Genomic DNA, 17027 nt, shown 5'->3' on the forward strand with positions numbered 1-17027 from the left:
CCCATTGCCTTGTTGTGCTGTGTCTATAGGTTTTGAATCTGTGTAAAGTAGGTCGACATCTGCGTCATGCTCATCCAGATCAGCGGGATGACCAGATAGAGAAACACCAGCGCGTACATCGGCAGGAAACCGATCATCTTGCCCCACGAGGATTTCTCGTTGATCACCTTTTCATAATGCTGTTTCCGCTGCTCCTGATAGAACTGCCGCTCCGCTTCCAGATCGTCGAACGCTTGCCGGATCGGGATCTTTTCGACGGCGACCTGCAGCCGCTCGATGGTGCGCGTGAACGGCAGGAACGGCACCTCGTCTTTGAGTTGCTCCAGCGCGCCCCACGCGCCGGCCTCGTAGTTCAGCAGACATTCCTGCAGCTGACGGCGGAACACGGCCGAAAACCGCTCCATCCATTCGAGGATGTTCTCGACGGAGATCCGTTCATACTCGCTGAGCATGGCGATGATCGTGTGATACTGGTCGACTTCGTTCTGCATGTCCATCTGCCGCATCCGCAGTTGGAAAAACAACACCCACGTCGGCGCGTAATAGCCCACCAGCCCGACTCCGACCCCGATCAACAATTCCCACCATTTAAAATACTGGCCTTCCAACTTCTCCATCTTCTTCGTGATGCGGAGCAGGCTCGCCTCTTCCATCTCTTTGGTGAGGCGTTGGTCCCCGGCCTGCGCCCGTACCTCGGTCAACAGTTGCTCCTTCGTCAGGGGCAGGTTTTCCCGTTGAAATTTCTCGATGATCGCGCGGTCGCTGTCTGTGATCTCTAGGGCCTTCTGCTCCTCCTCCGGTGACAATTTGCCAAACATCAGCACGTTGCGCGACGGTTCATACAACACGCTCTGCTTGGTGATGTGGTGCATGTAAAAGAATGTGGACACCGCGATGAAAAACGCAGCGAGACTCAACAGGATACGCTGCAGATACAGCCATTCCAAGGTGAGCGGCGAGTTTGTGTCCTTGAGCATCACAGTCAGCCGAAAATAATGCTTCGTATGTTCCCCCGGCACAAAGCGGTCCACAATGTGTCTGACAAACCCCAACTTTTCATGCTCGTACAATTTCTGCTCCCAGCGGATGCGCGATGCTTTGGCTGCGTATTTGCCTTCGTCGTTCTCTTGGATCTTGCGCAAGAGAATGTAGGAGATCAGGATGACCGCAAACACGACCATCTTGGTGACAAATCCGAGTTCACCGCTGTAAAACTCGTCCATCGTCGGGAAATTGTTTCTCGCCCACTTCTCCACCGGCGTGGTGAAGAGGATCGGCGCAACGGCGATCATCGTCAGCCCCCGCATCAGGTAGTTGATCTTTTCCCGACGCAGCACTTCGAGGTTGATCTCGTTGGTCAAACGGCTCAGCGACGAGAGATACATCGAGCCGTTTTGCAACATCTTGTCGCCGTATTCTTTCGTCATGTACGAGATGCCGGCAAACCCTTTCAAAAAGCGGTTCGGCGCCGACTCGTAGTAGTTCTCGAGTTCCGTCTCCGGGTCGTTCGCCGTCAGCACGTCGTAGATCTTCTCCCCGTGTGCCGACGCTTCGAAGTGGCGGTTTTGCGATGCTTCGTAGATCGCCTCTTCGACCATGCCGTGCTGGTGATACTGATGGCGCACGTCTGTCATCAGGTGAGCCAGCCGCTTGAGCAGCCGGTCCTCGACCCGGTTGATAAACGTGTCGACCAGCATCCCGTGCATGACGAACATCGCGATCACGACCATAAACAGAAAGCTCGGCTCCGGGTTGATATACGCCAGCACGATAAAGGAGATCGTCAGCGTGCCGAGCGTCCACAGCGTGATCTTCATCGTCTCTTTGCGCATCGAGAACTCATCATAGGAATGGATCGAGTTCAGCCGCTTGCGAATCCGCCAGATGTAGCCGGACAGAAACGGGGTGCGCGAAAAGTAGACGTATGACTTTTGATAAAAATTGTAGATCCGCAGCCGCCAGCGTGAGACGTCCGGCTGCATCATCTCTTGGTAATACGTTTTCGAGAGCGTCGTCTGCGGCTTGCGACGGTCGAGGACTTTCCAGACGATCACCGTGAGCAGGAACAGCAGGAACGAGACGGCAAGGACCGAGTACAGGATCGTATTAAGGTTCAAGCGTCTCCCCCCTATGCTCCTGGAGGAAGTTTTCAAACTCGCTCAGTTCATCCGGCTCTGCGGCAGGAGTCGGCCAATGAGCCGCGACAAACGCTTCGAACGCCTGCACATCCTCGGCCGACATGTGTTCCATCATCTCCAAGCGGTTGCGCTCGGAGATCGGGTGGACGGCGACGTACGCGCCGTCGCGGAACTCGACGATGTTGCGGGATTCAAACCATTTGCGGTCGGTCGTCCGCTTGAAATACTCGGTCGCCGTCTCGAGAAACATCTGGAGTTTCTCATCGAGATTGGCCCCCTGCTTGTACGACTCCGGGTACGGCACTTCTTCATCGATCGGCACGCATTCGGTGATCCGCTCGATGTAGCGGCGGCCGTCATAGTCGCGCTTGAGGTGAATGTCAAAGTTGACGACGGCGACGACCTGCTGTTCGGCGATCGTCTCGTTGTTGAACATGCCGACTTTGAGCAGCGAGTTGCGAAGCGACAGGACAAGGTCTTTAAACGTCTTCGCATGGTGCGTGAACAAAGTGAACAAGGAGGCCACCTGCGCCATCTGGATCATCCACGCGGCGACCGGATCGGTCGCGACCTCGCCGAGGATGTTGACCGTGCCGTCCGTCTTTTTCTGGACGTCGAGACCCGCTTGCCCGGAGATCGTCTCCGTCTCCCGGAAGCTCAGGATGTTGCGGTCTTTGTAGATCTTGCGCAGATGCAGTTCGAACGCCATCTCCTGCACGCGGATGTTGAACGCGGCGTTGATCGATTTGACCATCGCCATCAGCAGCGTCGTCTTCCCGGTGCCCTGTGCGCCGGTGACCGCTGTGACGCGCGCGCCTTTGACCAGATACTCGATGGTGCCGATGGCGAGCTTTGCGTTCGGGTCGCGGATCAACTGTTCCAACGATGCGTTCGGCACGTCGAATTTGCGGACGAAAAACGCCCACGATTCGGAAAAGTTCGGACGGACGACGACGACGCGGGAGCCGTCTTTCATCTCGTTGACTTTAAAGCCGTTCGATTCGGACAATTGGCCCGGGTTGTTGTATTTGTAGATGTTTTGGCAGACCCGCTTCAGCTCCAGTTCCGTACCGAATGTCAGGAAGGCCATGTGAACCGATTTGCCTTTGTAGAAGATCCAGATCGAGTCGTGCGACTGCGGCACTTTCTTCATCTGGTCGGCGTACATCTCAAACTCGGAAAAGTTCAACATGTGCGACGCCGGGATGCCCGACACACCGCCGGAGACGCCGTCGATGTTCATATCTCGGATCTCGTCGATGACGGAAAACCCTTTGTAGGACTGGTAGATGCGCTGGACGATGATGTGCAGCTTGTCCTCAAAGGTCAGGCGGCGGACTTCTTTTTTGTAAATGTGGTCGATCTCACCCTCGGTGATGATGAACGAGTCGGTCTGCCCGCCTTCGATGACGCGCTTGGGCCGGTCGAGGTCGTATTTTTTGATGATCTCGCTGAGCGCGTCGTATTTGTGCTTCTTTTTGAAATGATGGAGCAGGATCTCAAATTTGTCCTGTGCCGTCAGCCGGTTGCGGTCTTCGAAGGGGATGATCCGGTCGATGTTGGCGTCGGTCAGCCCGTACGATTTGTGCAACAGGTCGAAGATGAAGTATTTGACGTAGTTCTTGTCGGTGATATCGCCGCTCGTGCAGCCTTTCAGCGCTTTTTTCAGCTCGGCGCGCTTGTTTTTGCGGCGGCGAAACTCTTCTTCCGACAGACCGAGGTCGTAGAGGTTACTGTTGATGATCTCGTTCAGCGTCTTTTTAACAAAGTCGGTCATCGCGGGGAGGTTGTATTTCTTCTCTTCCGCTTTCGGTTTCAGCGCCGCAGCCTTTTTGTCGGTCAGTTTGAAGTAGAGAAACACCAGAGCGAGCGCAACGACCAGACCGATCAGGATCAGGTTGAGCGTGAAGTAGGAGATCATTACAAGATCCCCTCTTCAAGCGCAGCATCGACGTCGATCTTCAGATGTTCGAGGATCGCTTTGCCGAGCTTGCTCACCTCTTGAATGAAGGCGTAGTTTTCATGCCCTTTGGCGACGTAGCGGTTGCGCAGGAAGAAGTCCAGCACGTTGCGGTCGTTGCAGGCGTCCATAAAACCAGTGCAATACGGCACGGTGTAGATCGGCCCCTTGTAGCGGAAACGGCGGGCGATGTTGGTCGCCGTGTATTTGGACTCGGCATCGTATTGGCCGAGCACGATGATGAACGGCTTTTCGTTCAAGACGTCCGGCCAGTCCTCTTTGGAGAAAAAGCGCTCCAGCAAGGAGATGTTTTGGTTCAAATTGACGACGATCAGATCGGAGGAGCCCAGCACCGCTTTGGTCAGCGTGTTTTGGTGCCCCGAGTTGACGTCGATCAGCGACAGGTTGTAGAAGCGGTTCGCCGTCGCGAAGATGCCGGGGATCACTTCATGGATCGAGGCAAACATCTCTTCGTCCGGCTTGGTCGTGCCGCTGAGCAGGTCGAGGCGATCTTTGAGGATCGGCTTGGTGTAGTCTTGGATGATCTCCGGCGACAGGCGGCCGCTGCGGGCCAGCCGTTCCAGCGCGTCGATGCCGGTGTCGGAGAAATCGAACAGGCTCTCCTCCCGGTGGGCGGCGTGTTTGAGAAACGCCGCTTCCAGCGTCGAACGCGACCAGTGCGTGTGCGCGACCAGCGTTCGCAGCGAGTATTCAAGGCCGATGATCGTCGCCGACGCGATCACATTGGCGGTCGTGGCGACCTGACCGTGGGCACTGCCCCAAAATGCGACTTGTCCCATGATGTCACTTCCTCTTCTCCGCCAGCTTCAGCGCTTTTTTGACGACCCCGTCCGGCAGCCCGGAGATGAGCTGAGCCAGCTCCATGATCGTGACTTTGTAATCTTTGCTGAGCGGCTTGATGTTCAGTCGGTAGTTGAACTGATTGTCGATCTTGACCGCATAGTCGGTCTCGTCAAAATAGACCGGATACGACGGCTCCGTCCATTGGATCGGAAACTCAGTCAACGTCGACTCGATGTATTCTTCGGTGATCGCGCAGGCCACTTCTTGCACGATCACTTTCAACATGCGCAGTTCCGAACTGTCGCGGGTGGCGAACAGCGAGCGGACCAGATGCACGTTTTTCTCGATGGTCGGCTTGTCATACGTGGAGACGAGCAGGTGATGTTCGATCTCCGCCCAGTGACCGATGTCTTCGGCCCGGTCGGTGTCGATGATCAGTGCGTCGTAGCTGTTGAGTTTTTCTTGATTGGAGTGGAAATAATCCTCCAACTCATCGTAGCGGAACAGCCCGTGCGCGACGTCAAAACCTTCAAACTCGGTGATCTTGTACTCCGCATCGATCTTCGGCACCGCGTAGGAGTAGGACTGTTCGCGGGTCGCGTCGACGAGGAGGACCTTTTGCTCCGCTTGGGTCAGCAGTTTGCTGACGTAGAGCAACAGGTCGCTTTTGTCACAAGCCCCGATAAACATGATGCGTTTCATCTGATGTGCCTCCTTCGCTTACGGTGCGACCGAGTCGTTGGTGTGTTGGTCAAAGAGCGACTTTTGTTGGTCGGGCTGACGCGTCGCGGAGCCGCCGGTCGCAGGTAACGTGCCCCCGTTGGTTCCGGAGCCGGACGTTCCCGTATTGCCGTTGGTTCCGTTTGGCGTACCGTTCTGGCTCGGCTGCGGCGGCGGCGTGGACATCTTCCAGCCCGGCGGCTTGTTGTACGCCCGCTCTTCGATGATGCCGCCGACTTGTTTGGCCTTGCCGTTCTCGTCGACTTCGGCGAGGTCGGCGTCCAAGGTGGTGCGCATCCGCTCTTCGAGCCCCCGCTTGGCAGCAGACAGCACGTTCGGATCGTTAAGGATCAGGTCGCGCACTTCCGGTTTCGGCGGATAGTTGACCGCCGGTTTTTCCTGAACCGTCGGGTCGACGTAGGTCAGCGCATAGATCATGCCGTTGTTCAGGTAGGCATCGACGATGGCACTTGACATCATCAGGATCTCTTTTTCTTCCATCTCCAGCGAGACGGTGTTTTCGACCAGGCTCTTGACTTTCTTTTTGGCGAGCACGATGAAGTCATGGCCGGTCGGGTACTTGATCCGCACGTCCACCACCTGATCTTTGGCCAGGTCGCTCGGCAGGAAGATGACTTTAAACTCTTGCATCCGTGCATCGTTTGGCGTGATGCCTTCGTCGTAGAACATCGCGGCGGTCAGCGGTGTGTTTTGTTTGATCTCGATCTTGGTGTATTTGCCCACCGGATATTTTTCATCGGAGATGGCGTTCGCCGGCACGCCGGTTTCCGGAATGTCGACAGCCACCAGATCGGCCTCGGAGATCAGCGTGCCCGCCGGCACGTCCCGGTTGATCACATAGACCTTCTGGCGATTGGCTTGCTCCTGTTCGAGCAAGGTGCGCTGTTCCTCGATCATCTGTTGGTACCGCGCTTCCATCTCCTCTTGCTTTTTATCCATTTGATTGTACGTCATGAGTATCAACCCGGATGATAGGACGCCCATGATAGCAGCCCCAATCCCCCCGGCTGTCAGTAGCTTCTTTGTGCGCTGACTTGTCCTCTGTCGCAGAACTGACATTCCTGTTTCACCCTTCGCTGTGTAATGATTCTTTGAAGTCCCCCATTAGACTCTACTCATTCCAACCTTCCAGTCGAGTTTTATTATAGTGCATTTGGGAAAAAGATACAATAAATATCGCTGTTGCAGAGGTTTAGAAAGTGTTGGCAATTCTTTTTAAATATCAGTTTTGCATTTATTCTCATGTAGTGAAAAAAGAGCCGCCCCTTTACAGGGACAGCTCTTTCGAACGGACAGGTCTTATTTGAATTGTGCTGCGACTTTGTTCCAGTCTTCGCGGGAGATCTGCAGATCGTTTTTCGCAATCGGCACTTCCGGGAAGGTGGAGATCGCTTCGTGGAACGCCAGACGATCGGTGTTTTCGTAGATGACGCCTACGAGGTTCTCGTTCGTTTCTTCGATCTTTTTGATCGCGGCGAAACGGTCGGTCCGGTCGTAGGAAGCATCTTCGTCCACGTTGACGAGGTGTTCCTTGTAGAAGTCATACGTGTTCACCTTGTTGAAGGTGACGCACGGCGAGTAGACGTTGATCAGGGAGAAGCCTTTGTGCTGCATGCCCTTCTCGATCAGCTCGGTCAGTTGCTTCAGGTTGCCGGAGAAACCTTGAGCGACAAAACCTGCGCCCGCCATGATCGCCATCTGGAGCGGATGCACCGGTTCTTCGGTCGCGCCGGTCGGGGACGTTTTGGTCTTCATGCCCTTGTCGGTGGTCGGCGAAGTTTGACCGGTGGTCAGGCCGTAGATGTGGTTGTCCATGACGATGTAGGTGATGTCGACGTTGCGGCGGACTGCATGGAGGAAGTGACCCATGCCGATGCCGTAGCCGTCGCCGTCGCCGCCTGCTGCCACGACGGTGAGGTCTTTGTTCGCCGTCTTGACTGCAGTCGCGACCGGGAGGGAGCGGCCATGCAGGGAGTGGAAGCCGTAGCCGCCCATGTATTGGGAGATCTTGCCGGAGCAACCGACGCCGGAGACGGTTACCATGTTTTCCGGCTCAAGGCCGAGGTTGACCGCTGCTTTTTGCAGCGCTGCGAGGACGGTGAAGTCGCCGCAACCCGGGCACCAGTTCGGTTTTTCCGCACGGAAATCAACAAGCGTTGCCATTAGAGGGTCACCTCTTTCTTCAAGCTGTCGGCGACTTCTTTCGCCTTCGCGTACACCTCTTCAAAGAGGAACGGATCGCCGCTGTATTTGAGGCAGGACTCGTACTTCGCGTGTTCGCCCACTTGCTGCTTGAGCAGGGTCGCGAGCATCGCGGTGGAGTTCAGTTCGGAGACGAGGATCTTTTTGGCTGCCTTCAGGTAGCCCGCGAGTTCCATCGGGAACGGCGCGATGCGGGAGATGGTCAGGTGACCGACCGATACGCCTTCCGCTTCCAGAGCTTTGAACACTTCGTACTGGAGACCGCCGGTGGAGCCGAAGTCAACGAGCAGCAGCTCTGCGTTTGCAGCGCCTGCATAGTCGAAGCCTGCGTTGTCGTTGAAGTTCGCCAGTTTGCGAGCGCGCTTATCCATTTGCAGGGTGCGCAGCACCGGCTCTTCCATCTCGACGCCCACTTCGTCAGACTCGTTGCCCATCGCGACGAAACGGCCGTTCTTTTGACCCGGGATCGAACGGTAGGAAATGCCGTCTTCCACGGAGACGTCAAAGCGCTTGAACGCGCCTTTTTCCAGCTCTGCCAGCTCTTCGTCGGAGATCAGCTTGCCGCGGTTGATCGAGAACTTGTCGAAGTCGATCGACGACACGGTTTGCTTGTTCATGCCCATGTACAGGTCGGTAGCGACGATGACCGGGCACTGGTATTTTTCTGCGAGGTTGAACGCTTCCATCGTGTAGTAGAAGCATTCCTCGACGTTGCGCGGGGTGAGGACGATGCGCGGGATCTCGCCGTGCGAGCCGTACAGGATCGCGAACACGTCCGACTGCTCGGTCTTGGTCGGCAGGCCGGTCGAAGGGCCCGCACGCTGCACGTCGATGATGACGAGCGGGGTTTCGGAGATGCCGGACAGACCGAGTGCTTCCATCATCAGGGAGAAGCCAGGACCCGAGGTCGCGGTCATGGTGCGAACGCCCGCATAGTTGCCGCCGATCGCCATCATGACAGCTGCGATCTCGTCTTCCGCTTGGATGAACGCGCCGCCCATCTTCGGGAATTGCTTGATCAGCTGGTACATGACTTCGGTCGCCGGAGTGATCGGGTACTGAGCGAGCAGACGGCAGCCTGCAGCCAGTGCGCCGAGGGAAGTCGCTTCGTTGCCCGAGATGAACAGGCGCTCTTCCTTCACTTCCGGACGATCCGGCAGTTCCAGGCGATGGTTGAAGTTTTCATTGTAGTAGTCGTAGCCTTTGCGCATCGCTGCCATGTTGCTCTCGACGATCTCGTCGCCTTTGGAGCCGAAGCGGTCGACGACGACAGAGCGGAAGTCGTCCGGCGTAAGGCCGATCGCAGCCGCGGTGACGCCGACGGAGACCATGTTTTTCATGATCGGCGAACCGGCTTCTTTTGCCAGGTCGGTCAGCGGGATCGCGCAGACGTTCACACCGTCTTTTTCCGGTGCTTCCGCGTTTTTGATCGCGGTGTCGTACACGAGAATCGAGCCGTTTACCAGCTCGTGGAAGTTGTGGTTGATCGATTCTTGGTCAAACGCGAACATCATATGCAGCGCGTCGCCATGATGGTTGGTCAGTTCGGACGTCACGCGGACTTTATAGTTCGTGTGGCCGCCTTTGATCAACGACATGAAGTGACGATATGTGGAAACATAATAGCCGAGTCGGAACAGGGACAGTGCGATGATCTCACCAGTGGAGTCGATCCCTTCGCCCTGTGCGCCGCCTACTTTCCAGCCAAGGTCTTTGATCACTATGTTCACCCCTCAAGAGTATCTGTTTCTTTTATTCTCTAACATTGTATCAGTGATGGAGGAAAAAAAGTAGAGGGCAAATGCACAAATATCGCCCTTTTTTTCGATTTGAACTGGTGATTGTTACAAAACAGCTCTCGACCGGGCGGTATAACAGCGTGTCGAATCTATGAGACAGCACAAAAAAAGAACCTGGCAGTGGCCAGGTTCTGTCAGAATGTTGCGTTACGCTTTCAACGCTTGCTCGAGGTCGGCGATGATGTCTTCCACATCTTCGATGCCCACCGACAGGCGGATCAGGCCGTCGGTGACGCCGGATGCTTCGCGTTCTGCTTTCGGCATGATCGCGTGCGTCATCGACGCCGGATGCTGGATCAAGGTGTGCACGTCGCCCAACGAGACGGCGAGATGCATCAGTTTGACGTTGTTCATCAGCGACTTGCCTTTTTCGAACGACTTGACTTCAAACGACATCGTGCCGCCAAAGCCGGTCATCTGGCGTTTGGCCAGTTCGTGCTGCGGGTGGCTTTCGAGGCCCGGGTAGTAGACTTTGACGACTTCCGGGTGATTTTCCAGATACTGCGCGACTTTCATCGCGTTGTCGTTGTGACGCTCCATGCGCAGTGCCAGCGTGCGGACGCCGCGGTTGAGCAGGAAGGCGTCGAACGGACCCATGATCGGGCCGATCTCCTTCAGGTCGGCAAACAGCGGTTTGATGATGTCCGCATAGCCGACGGCGATGCCGCCGACGACGTCGCCGTGACCGCCGATGTACTTGGTCGCCGAGTGGATCGAGACGTGCGCACCGAGGTCGATCGGCTTTTGGAAGTACGGCGACATGAAGGTGTTGTCGACGACGACTTTCATGTCGGTGCCTTCCGTCAAAGCGGAGATCGCGGCGATGTCGGCCATCTTCAAGGTCGGGTTGGCCGGCGTTTCGAGGTAGATCACGCGGGTGTTCGGTTTGATCGCTGCACGCACAGCCTCCACGTCGGAGGTGTCGACCCAGTCGATCTCCACGCCGTAGCGGCCTTTGAGCGTCTTTTCAAAGAGAGCGAACGTCGCGCCGTACAGCGCATCGGCAGCGATCACATGGTCGCCCGTTTTGACGAGGTTGAACATCACCGTCGAGATCGCCGCCATGCCGGAGCCAAAGCACAGGCCCGCCTCCGCATTTTCCAGCGCTGCGACCTTTTCGGCAAGCGCGTCGGTGTTCGGGTTGCCAAGACGGCTGTATTTGTAGCCCGGATCGGTGCCGCCAAAGCGGGCCGCCCCTTGATCCGCGTCTTCAAAGACGAACGTCGACGTCTGGTAGATCGGCTGCGTGTGCGAACCGGTGACCGGGTCGACGCGATGGCCGGCATGCAAGATGCGGGTGTTGTATCCGAGCTTGCTAAAATCATGTTTCTTCATTAGAAATGACGCCTCCTTGAGTTGCCTCTGCTCTTCTTTTTAGAATGCCCCTGTGCGGCTCATGCATAGTCTGCCTTGCCATAGGACACGTTAGAAAGGAGTTTGTAAACCCACACTTCGAAATGGAGTGACTGACTATCATGCAACCGCGAAGTATCGGGATGACCTTGCTGTTCGCAGCCACGCTGCTGCTTACGAGCGGTCATCTCACTGACTCGGTCGGAAACGTCGCACAAGAAGGTCTGCTGCCTCCGACACCGCCCGTCTCCCGCAGCGTGACCCTGCCTCCGCCTGCTGCCCCGCAGGCACAGCCGACAAAAGCGATCACCGCCGAGATCACCTCGTACCGCGTGCAGGCTGGCGACACCCTGTTTGACATCGCAGCGAAGCACGACACGCGCATCGAGGACATCGTAAAGCACAACCCGTCGATCGATCCGGCGCAACTGTCGATCGGTCAACAGTTGCAAGTGCCCGTCAAAACGATCAAACATCCGAAATCGCGCGACGAACTGGCGGACGTCGGCGAGCGGATGGTGCTGAGCCAAACGGGCGAACCGTCTCGCTACCTGCGCAAAATCCAAGGCTGCACGCTTACCGCCTACACAAACGCGTTCGAATCGACCGGCAAACATCCGGGCGATCCTGGCTACGGCGTCACGGCCAGCGGCCGGATCGCCAAGGAAGGCCTCACGATCGCCGTCGACCCGGAGTTGATCCCGATGCACAGCGTCGTGTACATCCCCGGCATCGGCGTGCGCTATGCGGAAGACACAGGCGGTGCCGTCAAAGGCCGGCACATCGACGTCTTTTACAACGACGACGAGTATGCCCGGCATTTTGGTGTCAAGCAAGCGGTGGACATATACATCCTCGAAGAAGGTACGGGGGAGTCCTGATCGGGCTCCCTCGTATCTTTTTTGGCTTTTTACATGTAAATTCTTATATTCCTACTATAATACTGGTCATTAGGATTTGGCTACTGCATCTTGGTAAAGTTTTCTCAAGAACTCGCGCTGGTGTAGTAACGTAACGCCGTCTTCCAAAACAGCCGTGCCACCGTGACGAGCACCGCCGTCACAAGCAAAGAGATCAGCGCGTCGCGCCACGTCAACGCCCCGGTGAACGCAGCGGCCGGAAACGTGGTCAACACCGCGACCGGGAAGACGAAGGTCAGGAGCAATCGCAGCGCGCCTTTGTAGACCTGCACCGGGAAGCGGGCCGTTTCGAACAGCGAGGAGAACAGGAACGTCAGATTTTCCACTTTTACAAACCAGAAAGACATCGTCATCAGGATCATCCAGATCGCATACAGGGTGAGCACCCCCATGCCGAACATCAGCAGGAACAGGGCGACGTTCAGCACAGTGACCTGGATGCCCATCGACACGGCCGCATACCCGATCAGGCCAAATCCGAGCAGCACGTCGGTGATCGGCCAAAAGACGATATGGCGAAATGACAAATAAAACTGCGAGTCGACCGGCTTCATCAAGATCAGGTCGAACGTCCCTTTGCGGATGTGCTGTACGATCCGCCCGATGTTCGGACGAAGCACCATCTCCACCACCCCGTCCAGCGCGTTGAACACCCCGAGGAGCACCAACACCTGCTCAAACGTCCAGCCTCCGATCTCGTCCGTCTGGAGGAAGAACACCTGCAACGTCAGCAGGGCGAAGAGAACGGAGGAGAGCGTGTTGAGGATGTTGGCGAAAAAGTTGGAGCGGTATTCCATCTCTTCGGAGATCGAGAGCTTGAACAAGAGCAAGAGCAAGGTCAGGTAGTAAAACGGTCTCATCTCATCACCCTCCCACCGCACTGTATTTGCGCAGGCCACGATGCCACAGCACGAAGTAGAGCGCGATGAACAGCACCGCCCAGAATACCTGCAGACCAAGACCCGACCAAACGGCCGGACCCGAGACCCGGCCGGTGATCACGTCGACCGGGAATCCGAGCAGCCAGTAAAACGGCGTGAAGCTCTGCGTCGCCTGCACCCAGTCCGGGAGGAAGGAGTACGGTGCGATCCGACCGGAGAGGAACAGGCCGACCGCTTCCATCAGATTGACGATGGCGAGCATGCGCGTCGTCCAGAAGCCGAGCATCGCGAGACAGTACTGAAACATGTAGGCGATGACGCTCGCCAGCAGGATGGCGACGATCACCACCGCGAGAAAGCCGGGGTCGAGCGAGATATGTACGACATCGGTAAACGGCCAGGCGATCATCCACGCGGCGAGCATCAGCACGCCGTAGAGCAGTTTGTAGACCAGATTTTCCGCGATCCGCCAATGAATGAACGCCGACGGACGGAGCAGGTAGCTGGACAGCGTGCCTTCGCGCATCATCGTCTCGATCTCCCACGTGTCCCACGCACCGTTCAGCCGTGCGACAAAGAGGACGGCGAGAAAATAGAGGATAAAATCGCGCTGCCCGTAGCCGCCCACCTCACCCCCGGCGGAGATCGCCAGCCAGACGGCGAGGGTGACCAGCGGGTAGATGAACGAGCCGATCATGTAAAACAGCGTGTCGCCCCTGTATTCCAGCAAGATCGCCCAGTGCACTTTCATGCTTCGAGCGTACACGCGCCACAGCGTTTTCATGCCGACTCCCCCGCAAACGCCAGTCCGATCACATCTTCCATCGGCGGATCTTCGACGGTGAAGTCTTGCACCGGCAGTTCGGCGAGGATCTTCGCCGATGCGCCGGATACGTCCGCACGAGGCAGTTTGACCGACACTTCCGGGTATTCGACATGCAGGATCTCGCCGTACGTTTGCAGATGCTCCCTTTCAACCGGTGCGGACAAGGTCAGTTTCGCAACTTTGTACGGCGCGAGGTTTTGCACCAGAGCTGCCAGATCGCCGTCGAAGAGGATCTTGCCGTGGTTGATGATGATCACCCGCTTGCAGAGGGCGGTAACGTCGGCCATGTAATGGCTGGTCAGCAGGACGGTGGCGTTGAACCGCTCGTTGTACGCTTTGATAAAACGGCGCACCGTCTCCTGCATGTTGACGTCGAGGCCGATGGTCGGCTCATCGAGGAAGATGATCTCCGGGCGATGCAGGAGCGAGGCGGCCAGTTCGCATTTCATCCGCTCGCCGAGGGACAGGTTGCGCACCGGCTTTTTGAGCAGCGGTTCCAGTTCCAAGAGATCGATCAGTTCGCCCACCGTCTCTTTGAACTGGGCATCCGGGATCTCGTAGATCGCCTGATTGACAAGAAACGTCTCCATCGCCGGGATGTCCCAGATCAGTTGGGATTTTTGCCCCATGACGAGGGTGATCCGCTTTTTAAACGCAGCTTTTTGCTGAAACGGTTTGTACCCGCCGACGAGCAACTCGCCGGACGTCGGATGGAGCAGCCCGGAGAGCATTTTCATCGTCGTGGTCTTGCCCGCCCCGTTCGGCCCGAGAAAACCGACGATCTCCCCAGGCTCGATGTGAAACGAGATCTCGTCCACGGCGGTCACCGTGCGGAACTGGCGGCGAAACAACGACCGCCATGCTCCGCCCATTCCGGCCTCCCGCTCGTGGACTTTAAAATGCTTGCTCAGGTGCTCGACGTGAATCCCGTTTTGCATAAGCGCCCGCTCCTCCCCGACTACGCCAGTTTGACGTAGCGGGCAATCGAATCGCGCAGGGTCTCGTAGTCGTCCGCGTGTTTTTGCACCTGCTGATACACGGTGGCTGTCTGCAAGGTCAGGTACTCGTGAGCCAGCCCTTTGCGGAATCGAACCGTTTCAATAAAATGATCGTGGAACGCCTGCGTAAACACGCCTTCCTCGGTCAGGATGTCAAAGATATCCTCATAGCTCGCCGGGTCGCGCATGATCAGCGCGTCGATGATGATGTTGCCGATATCGGTCAGGCACTCCAATGCGATGTGCAGGGAACGTTCGCCTGCCGCTTGGAGCACGGGATTTTGCTCGAAATCCTCAAACGAGTGCGGCTTCAGACGCTGGAGCACGTCGAACTGCTGCTCCATCGCGTTGAGATAGGTGCGAATTTGTTGACGATGCGAATCGGTGATGAACATGTAGGTCTCTCCTTCCATAGATACCCTCTTATTGTACCAATAGTGACGGGTTTGTGCATGCTGCCCGGCTTTGTTGACGATTTGAAGCAGAAGGGCTACAATAATCTTGAAAATTCAACCGCCGCTCCGTCTGGGGTGGCGTTTTTTATGTCAGGACGATCTTCCAGAGAAAGTGGGTTTCACCTTTGAGCCACGAAACGAGATTTCAACTGCATGTCATCACCGACGGCCAACGCCAAGTGAATGACCTCCATTCGATTGTACACAAGGCGGTCAGCAGCGGCGCCGACGTGATTCAACTGCGTTATAAAGCTGCCCCGGCTCTCGATATCTACAACATCGGCCACGCGATTCATCCGGTGATTCGCGAAGCAGGCGCGCGCCTGTTGATCAATGACCGCGCCGATGTTGCGCTCGCCTTGGATGCGGCCGGGGTGCATCTGGCGGCGAAAAGTCTGCCGGTACCTGTTGCCCGTCCGTTGTTTGCAGGCGGAGCGGACGCCAAATGGATCGGCTGTTCAGTACACAGTGTCGAAGAAGCTCAGGAGCAAGAGCGGCTCGGTGCCACCTATGTGACGTACGGCCACATCTTTGCCACCCATTCAAAGCCCGGCCTGCCCCCGCGCGGTCTCGCCGCTTTGCGCCAAGTGGTGGAGGCGGTCAACATCCCCGTACTCGCCATCGGCGGGATCACGGTGGACAACATCGACGAAGTGCTCGCTACCGGCGCGGCCGGGATCGCCGTGATCGGCGCGGTGATGCAGGACGACGATCCGGCGCAGGCCACCCGCCTGCTCCGTGAGAAAATGGACGCGTCCCCGCATCGCCCGCGCATCGCATTGCCAGGCAGGGACTAGAAAGGGGTCGGTGACGATGCTCGAAAACACACGCCATACGGAGACCTTGATCGTCGGCGGCGGCATTATCGGTTGCGCGATCGCCTATGAACTGGCGAAGAGCGGCCGGCAGACGCTGGTGATTGAAAAGCACACGCTCGGCTCGCAATCGACGCGAGCGGGAGCCGGGATGCTCGGTGCACAGGTGGAGATGCATGCGCCAGGTCCGATGTACGATCTCGGGGTGCAAAGCCGCGCTCTGTTCCCCGCCTTGCGGGAGGAATTAATCGAGCTCTCCGGTATCGACATGGAGTTGCAGACGCCCGGTATTTTTCGTGTCGCCGTCGATGAATCGGATCGCCTTGACCTGCTGGAACGGCAACGGTGGCAGACGGAGCACGGGCAGCGCGCGATCTGGTTTGAAGACGAAGACCTGCGCCGGGAACTGGGCGATCTCGTCTCCACCGGGCACGGCGCACTGTACCTCCCCGACGACCATCAGGTGCGCAATCCGCAGTTCCTGCTCGCGCTGGCCGCTTCAGCGAAACGACTCGGGACGCAGTATCTGGAGCACACGGCGATGACCGGGTTTCTGTTGGAGCGCGGGTCGGTCGTCGGCGTCAAAACGTTGGACGGCGACATTCGTGCCGATCAGGTGGTTCTCGCCACCGGCGCGTGGACGGGACTGCTCGCCAACCAACTCGAATTGGACCTGCCGATCTACCCGGTCAAAGGCCAGTCGTTTCTGCTCGACGCCTATGGACCGCCGACGCCGTTCACGATCTACACCCACGGCTGCTACATCCTGCCCAAGCGCAACGGTCAGATCTACGTGGGCGCGACGGAAGAGCAGGCCGGATTTGACCGTCGCCCGGTGTTGCGCTCGCTGGCGTCGCTCTCTTCACGAGCGGTGGAACTGATGCCGTCGCTTGGCGGACTTCCTTTTGCGGAGCCGCTGGCCGGCCTTCGTCCAGGCTCGGCTGACGGACTGCCCTTCCTCGGCAAGGTCGAGGGACTCGGCGGCCTCTTCGTCGCATCGGGACATTTCCGAAATGGCGTGCTGCTCTCGGCGATCACCGGCAAGGTGATGGCCGAGTTGATGAATGGTCAGGAACTGTCTGTCGATCTGACCCCGTTCGCCGTAGAGCGGAAAATACGTATTTCCTAGAGACGA

15 protein-coding genes are annotated in these 17027 nt (G+C 57.3%); 3 read left to right on the forward strand and 12 right to left on the reverse strand.

Annotation, left to right across the window (positions count from 1 at the left end; translation table 11 throughout):
• Positions 1 to 23: 23 nt before the first annotated feature.
• The 8 genes from OS242_RS19540 to OS242_RS19575 all read right to left on the reverse strand — a co-directional run bounded on the left by OS242_RS19540 (position 24) and on the right by OS242_RS19575 (position 10979).
• On the reverse strand, positions 24 to 2117 hold the full coding sequence (locus tag OS242_RS19540) for a hypothetical protein (protein ID WP_267153371.1): 2094 nt from the start codon (positions 2115 to 2117) through the stop codon (positions 24 to 26).
• The gene (locus tag OS242_RS19545; RefSeq protein WP_267153372.1) at positions 2107 to 4059 is read right to left on the reverse strand and encodes an ATPase, T2SS/T4P/T4SS family; all 1953 of its coding nucleotides are present in this window, start codon (positions 4057 to 4059) and stop codon (positions 2107 to 2109) included. Before OS242_RS19545 ends, OS242_RS19540 begins: the two co-directional genes overlap by 11 nt.
• Positions 4059 to 4898 (reverse strand): chromosome partitioning protein ParA, encoded by an 840-nt coding sequence (locus OS242_RS19550; RefSeq protein WP_267153373.1) that lies wholly within the window; start codon positions 4896 to 4898, stop codon positions 4059 to 4061. Before OS242_RS19550 ends, OS242_RS19545 begins: the two co-directional genes overlap by 1 nt.
• A 4-nt stretch (positions 4899 to 4902) precedes the next feature.
• Complete coding sequence (locus OS242_RS19555; RefSeq protein ID WP_267153374.1) at positions 4903 to 5604, reverse strand: hypothetical protein; 702 nt, start codon at positions 5602 to 5604, stop codon at positions 4903 to 4905.
• A gap of 18 nt (positions 5605 to 5622) precedes the next feature.
• Complete coding sequence (locus tag OS242_RS19560; RefSeq protein ID WP_267153375.1) at positions 5623 to 6597, reverse strand: SAF domain-containing protein; 975 nt, start codon at positions 6595 to 6597, stop codon at positions 5623 to 5625.
• Between the two features lie 345 nt (positions 6598 to 6942).
• Positions 6943 to 7806, reverse strand: coding sequence for a 2-oxoacid:ferredoxin oxidoreductase subunit beta (locus OS242_RS19565; protein WP_267153376.1), 864 nt, complete (start codon positions 7804 to 7806; stop codon positions 6943 to 6945).
• Positions 7806 to 9566 (reverse strand): 2-oxoacid:acceptor oxidoreductase subunit alpha, encoded by a 1761-nt coding sequence (locus OS242_RS19570; protein WP_267153377.1) that lies wholly within the window; start codon positions 9564 to 9566, stop codon positions 7806 to 7808. The genes OS242_RS19565 and OS242_RS19570 overlap by 1 nt, the downstream gene beginning before the upstream one ends.
• Positions 9567 to 9791: 225 nt before the next feature.
• Positions 9792 to 10979: a trans-sulfuration enzyme family protein gene (locus OS242_RS19575; protein WP_267153378.1), complete on the reverse strand. Its 1188-nt coding sequence runs from the start codon at positions 10977 to 10979 to the stop codon at positions 9792 to 9794.
• Between the two features lie 140 nt (positions 10980 to 11119).
• Between OS242_RS19575 and OS242_RS19580 the strand changes: the two genes are divergently transcribed.
• A complete protein-coding gene (locus OS242_RS19580; RefSeq protein ID WP_267153379.1) occupies positions 11120 to 11878 on the forward strand; it encodes a 3D domain-containing protein in 759 nt (252 codons plus the stop codon).
• 104 nt (positions 11879 to 11982) lie between these two features.
• On the opposite strand, the gene OS242_RS19585 is transcribed toward OS242_RS19580, so the two are convergent.
• Genes OS242_RS19585 through hepT form a run of 4 tightly spaced genes read right to left on the reverse strand, consistent with a single transcriptional unit; the run spans position 11983 to position 15017 of the window.
• Complete coding sequence (locus tag OS242_RS19585; RefSeq protein WP_267153380.1) at positions 11983 to 12777, reverse strand: ABC transporter permease; 795 nt, start codon at positions 12775 to 12777, stop codon at positions 11983 to 11985.
• A gap of 4 nt (positions 12778 to 12781) precedes the next feature.
• Positions 12782 to 13582 carry an ABC transporter permease gene (locus OS242_RS19590; protein WP_267153381.1) on the reverse strand — a complete coding sequence of 267 codons (801 nt, stop codon included), beginning with the start codon at positions 13580 to 13582 and terminating at the stop codon, positions 12782 to 12784.
• Positions 13579 to 14562, reverse strand: a complete 984-nt coding sequence (locus tag OS242_RS19595; protein ID WP_267153382.1) for an ABC transporter ATP-binding protein — start codon at positions 14560 to 14562, stop codon at positions 13579 to 13581. Before OS242_RS19595 ends, OS242_RS19590 begins: the two co-directional genes overlap by 4 nt.
• 20 nt (positions 14563 to 14582) lie before the next feature.
• A complete protein-coding gene (hepT, locus tag OS242_RS19600) occupies positions 14583 to 15017 on the reverse strand; it encodes a type VII toxin-antitoxin system HepT family RNase toxin (protein ID WP_267153383.1) in 435 nt (144 codons plus the stop codon).
• A 185-nt stretch (positions 15018 to 15202) separates the two neighbouring features.
• Between hepT and thiE the strand changes: the two genes are divergently transcribed.
• Complete coding sequence (thiE, locus tag OS242_RS19605; protein ID WP_267153384.1) at positions 15203 to 15874, forward strand: thiamine phosphate synthase; 672 nt, start codon at positions 15203 to 15205, stop codon at positions 15872 to 15874.
• Between the two features lie 16 nt (positions 15875 to 15890).
• Positions 15891 to 17021 carry a glycine oxidase ThiO gene (gene thiO, locus OS242_RS19610; RefSeq protein WP_267153385.1) on the forward strand — a complete coding sequence of 377 codons (1131 nt, stop codon included), beginning with the start codon at positions 15891 to 15893 and terminating at the stop codon, positions 17019 to 17021.
• The last annotated feature ends 6 nt before the right edge of the window (positions 17022 to 17027 follow it).

This window comes from Tumebacillus lacus (assembly GCF_026410385.1).
Taxonomy (GTDB): Bacteria; Bacillota; Bacilli; order Tumebacillales; family Tumebacillaceae; genus Tumebacillus; species Tumebacillus lacus.

Excerpts from the sequence above, each read along its gene's own strand:
- OS242_RS19545 (WP_267153372.1), bottom strand. The coding sequence starts at position 4,059 with ATGATCTCCTACTTCACGCTCAACCTGATCCTGATCGGTCTGGTCGTT.
- OS242_RS19550 (WP_267153373.1), bottom strand. The coding sequence starts at position 4,898 with ATGGGACAAGTCGCATTTTGGGGCAGTGCCCACGGTCAGGTCGCCACG.
- OS242_RS19555 (WP_267153374.1), bottom strand. The coding sequence starts at position 5,604 with ATGAAACGCATCATGTTTATCGGGGCTTGTGACAAAAGCGACCTGTTG.
- OS242_RS19560 (WP_267153375.1), bottom strand. The coding sequence starts at position 6,597 with ATGACGTACAATCAAATGGATAAAAAGCAAGAGGAGATGGAAGCGCGG.
- OS242_RS19565 (WP_267153376.1), bottom strand. The coding sequence starts at position 7,806 with ATGGCAACGCTTGTTGATTTCCGTGCGGAAAAACCGAACTGGTGCCCG.
- OS242_RS19575 (WP_267153378.1), bottom strand. The coding sequence starts at position 10,979 with ATGAAGAAACATGATTTTAGCAAGCTCGGATACAACACCCGCATCTTG.
- OS242_RS19580 (WP_267153379.1), top strand. The coding sequence starts at position 11,120 with ATGCAACCGCGAAGTATCGGGATGACCTTGCTGTTCGCAGCCACGCTG.
- OS242_RS19585 (WP_267153380.1), bottom strand. The coding sequence starts at position 12,777 with ATGAGACCGTTTTACTACCTGACCTTGCTCTTGCTCTTGTTCAAGCTC.
- OS242_RS19590 (WP_267153381.1), bottom strand. The coding sequence starts at position 13,582 with ATGAAAACGCTGTGGCGCGTGTACGCTCGAAGCATGAAAGTGCACTGG.
- OS242_RS19595 (WP_267153382.1), bottom strand. The coding sequence starts at position 14,562 with ATGCAAAACGGGATTCACGTCGAGCACCTGAGCAAGCATTTTAAAGTC.
- hepT (WP_267153383.1), bottom strand. The coding sequence starts at position 15,017 with ATGTTCATCACCGATTCGCATCGTCAACAAATTCGCACCTATCTCAAC.
- thiO (WP_267153385.1), top strand. The coding sequence starts at position 15,891 with ATGCTCGAAAACACACGCCATACGGAGACCTTGATCGTCGGCGGCGGC.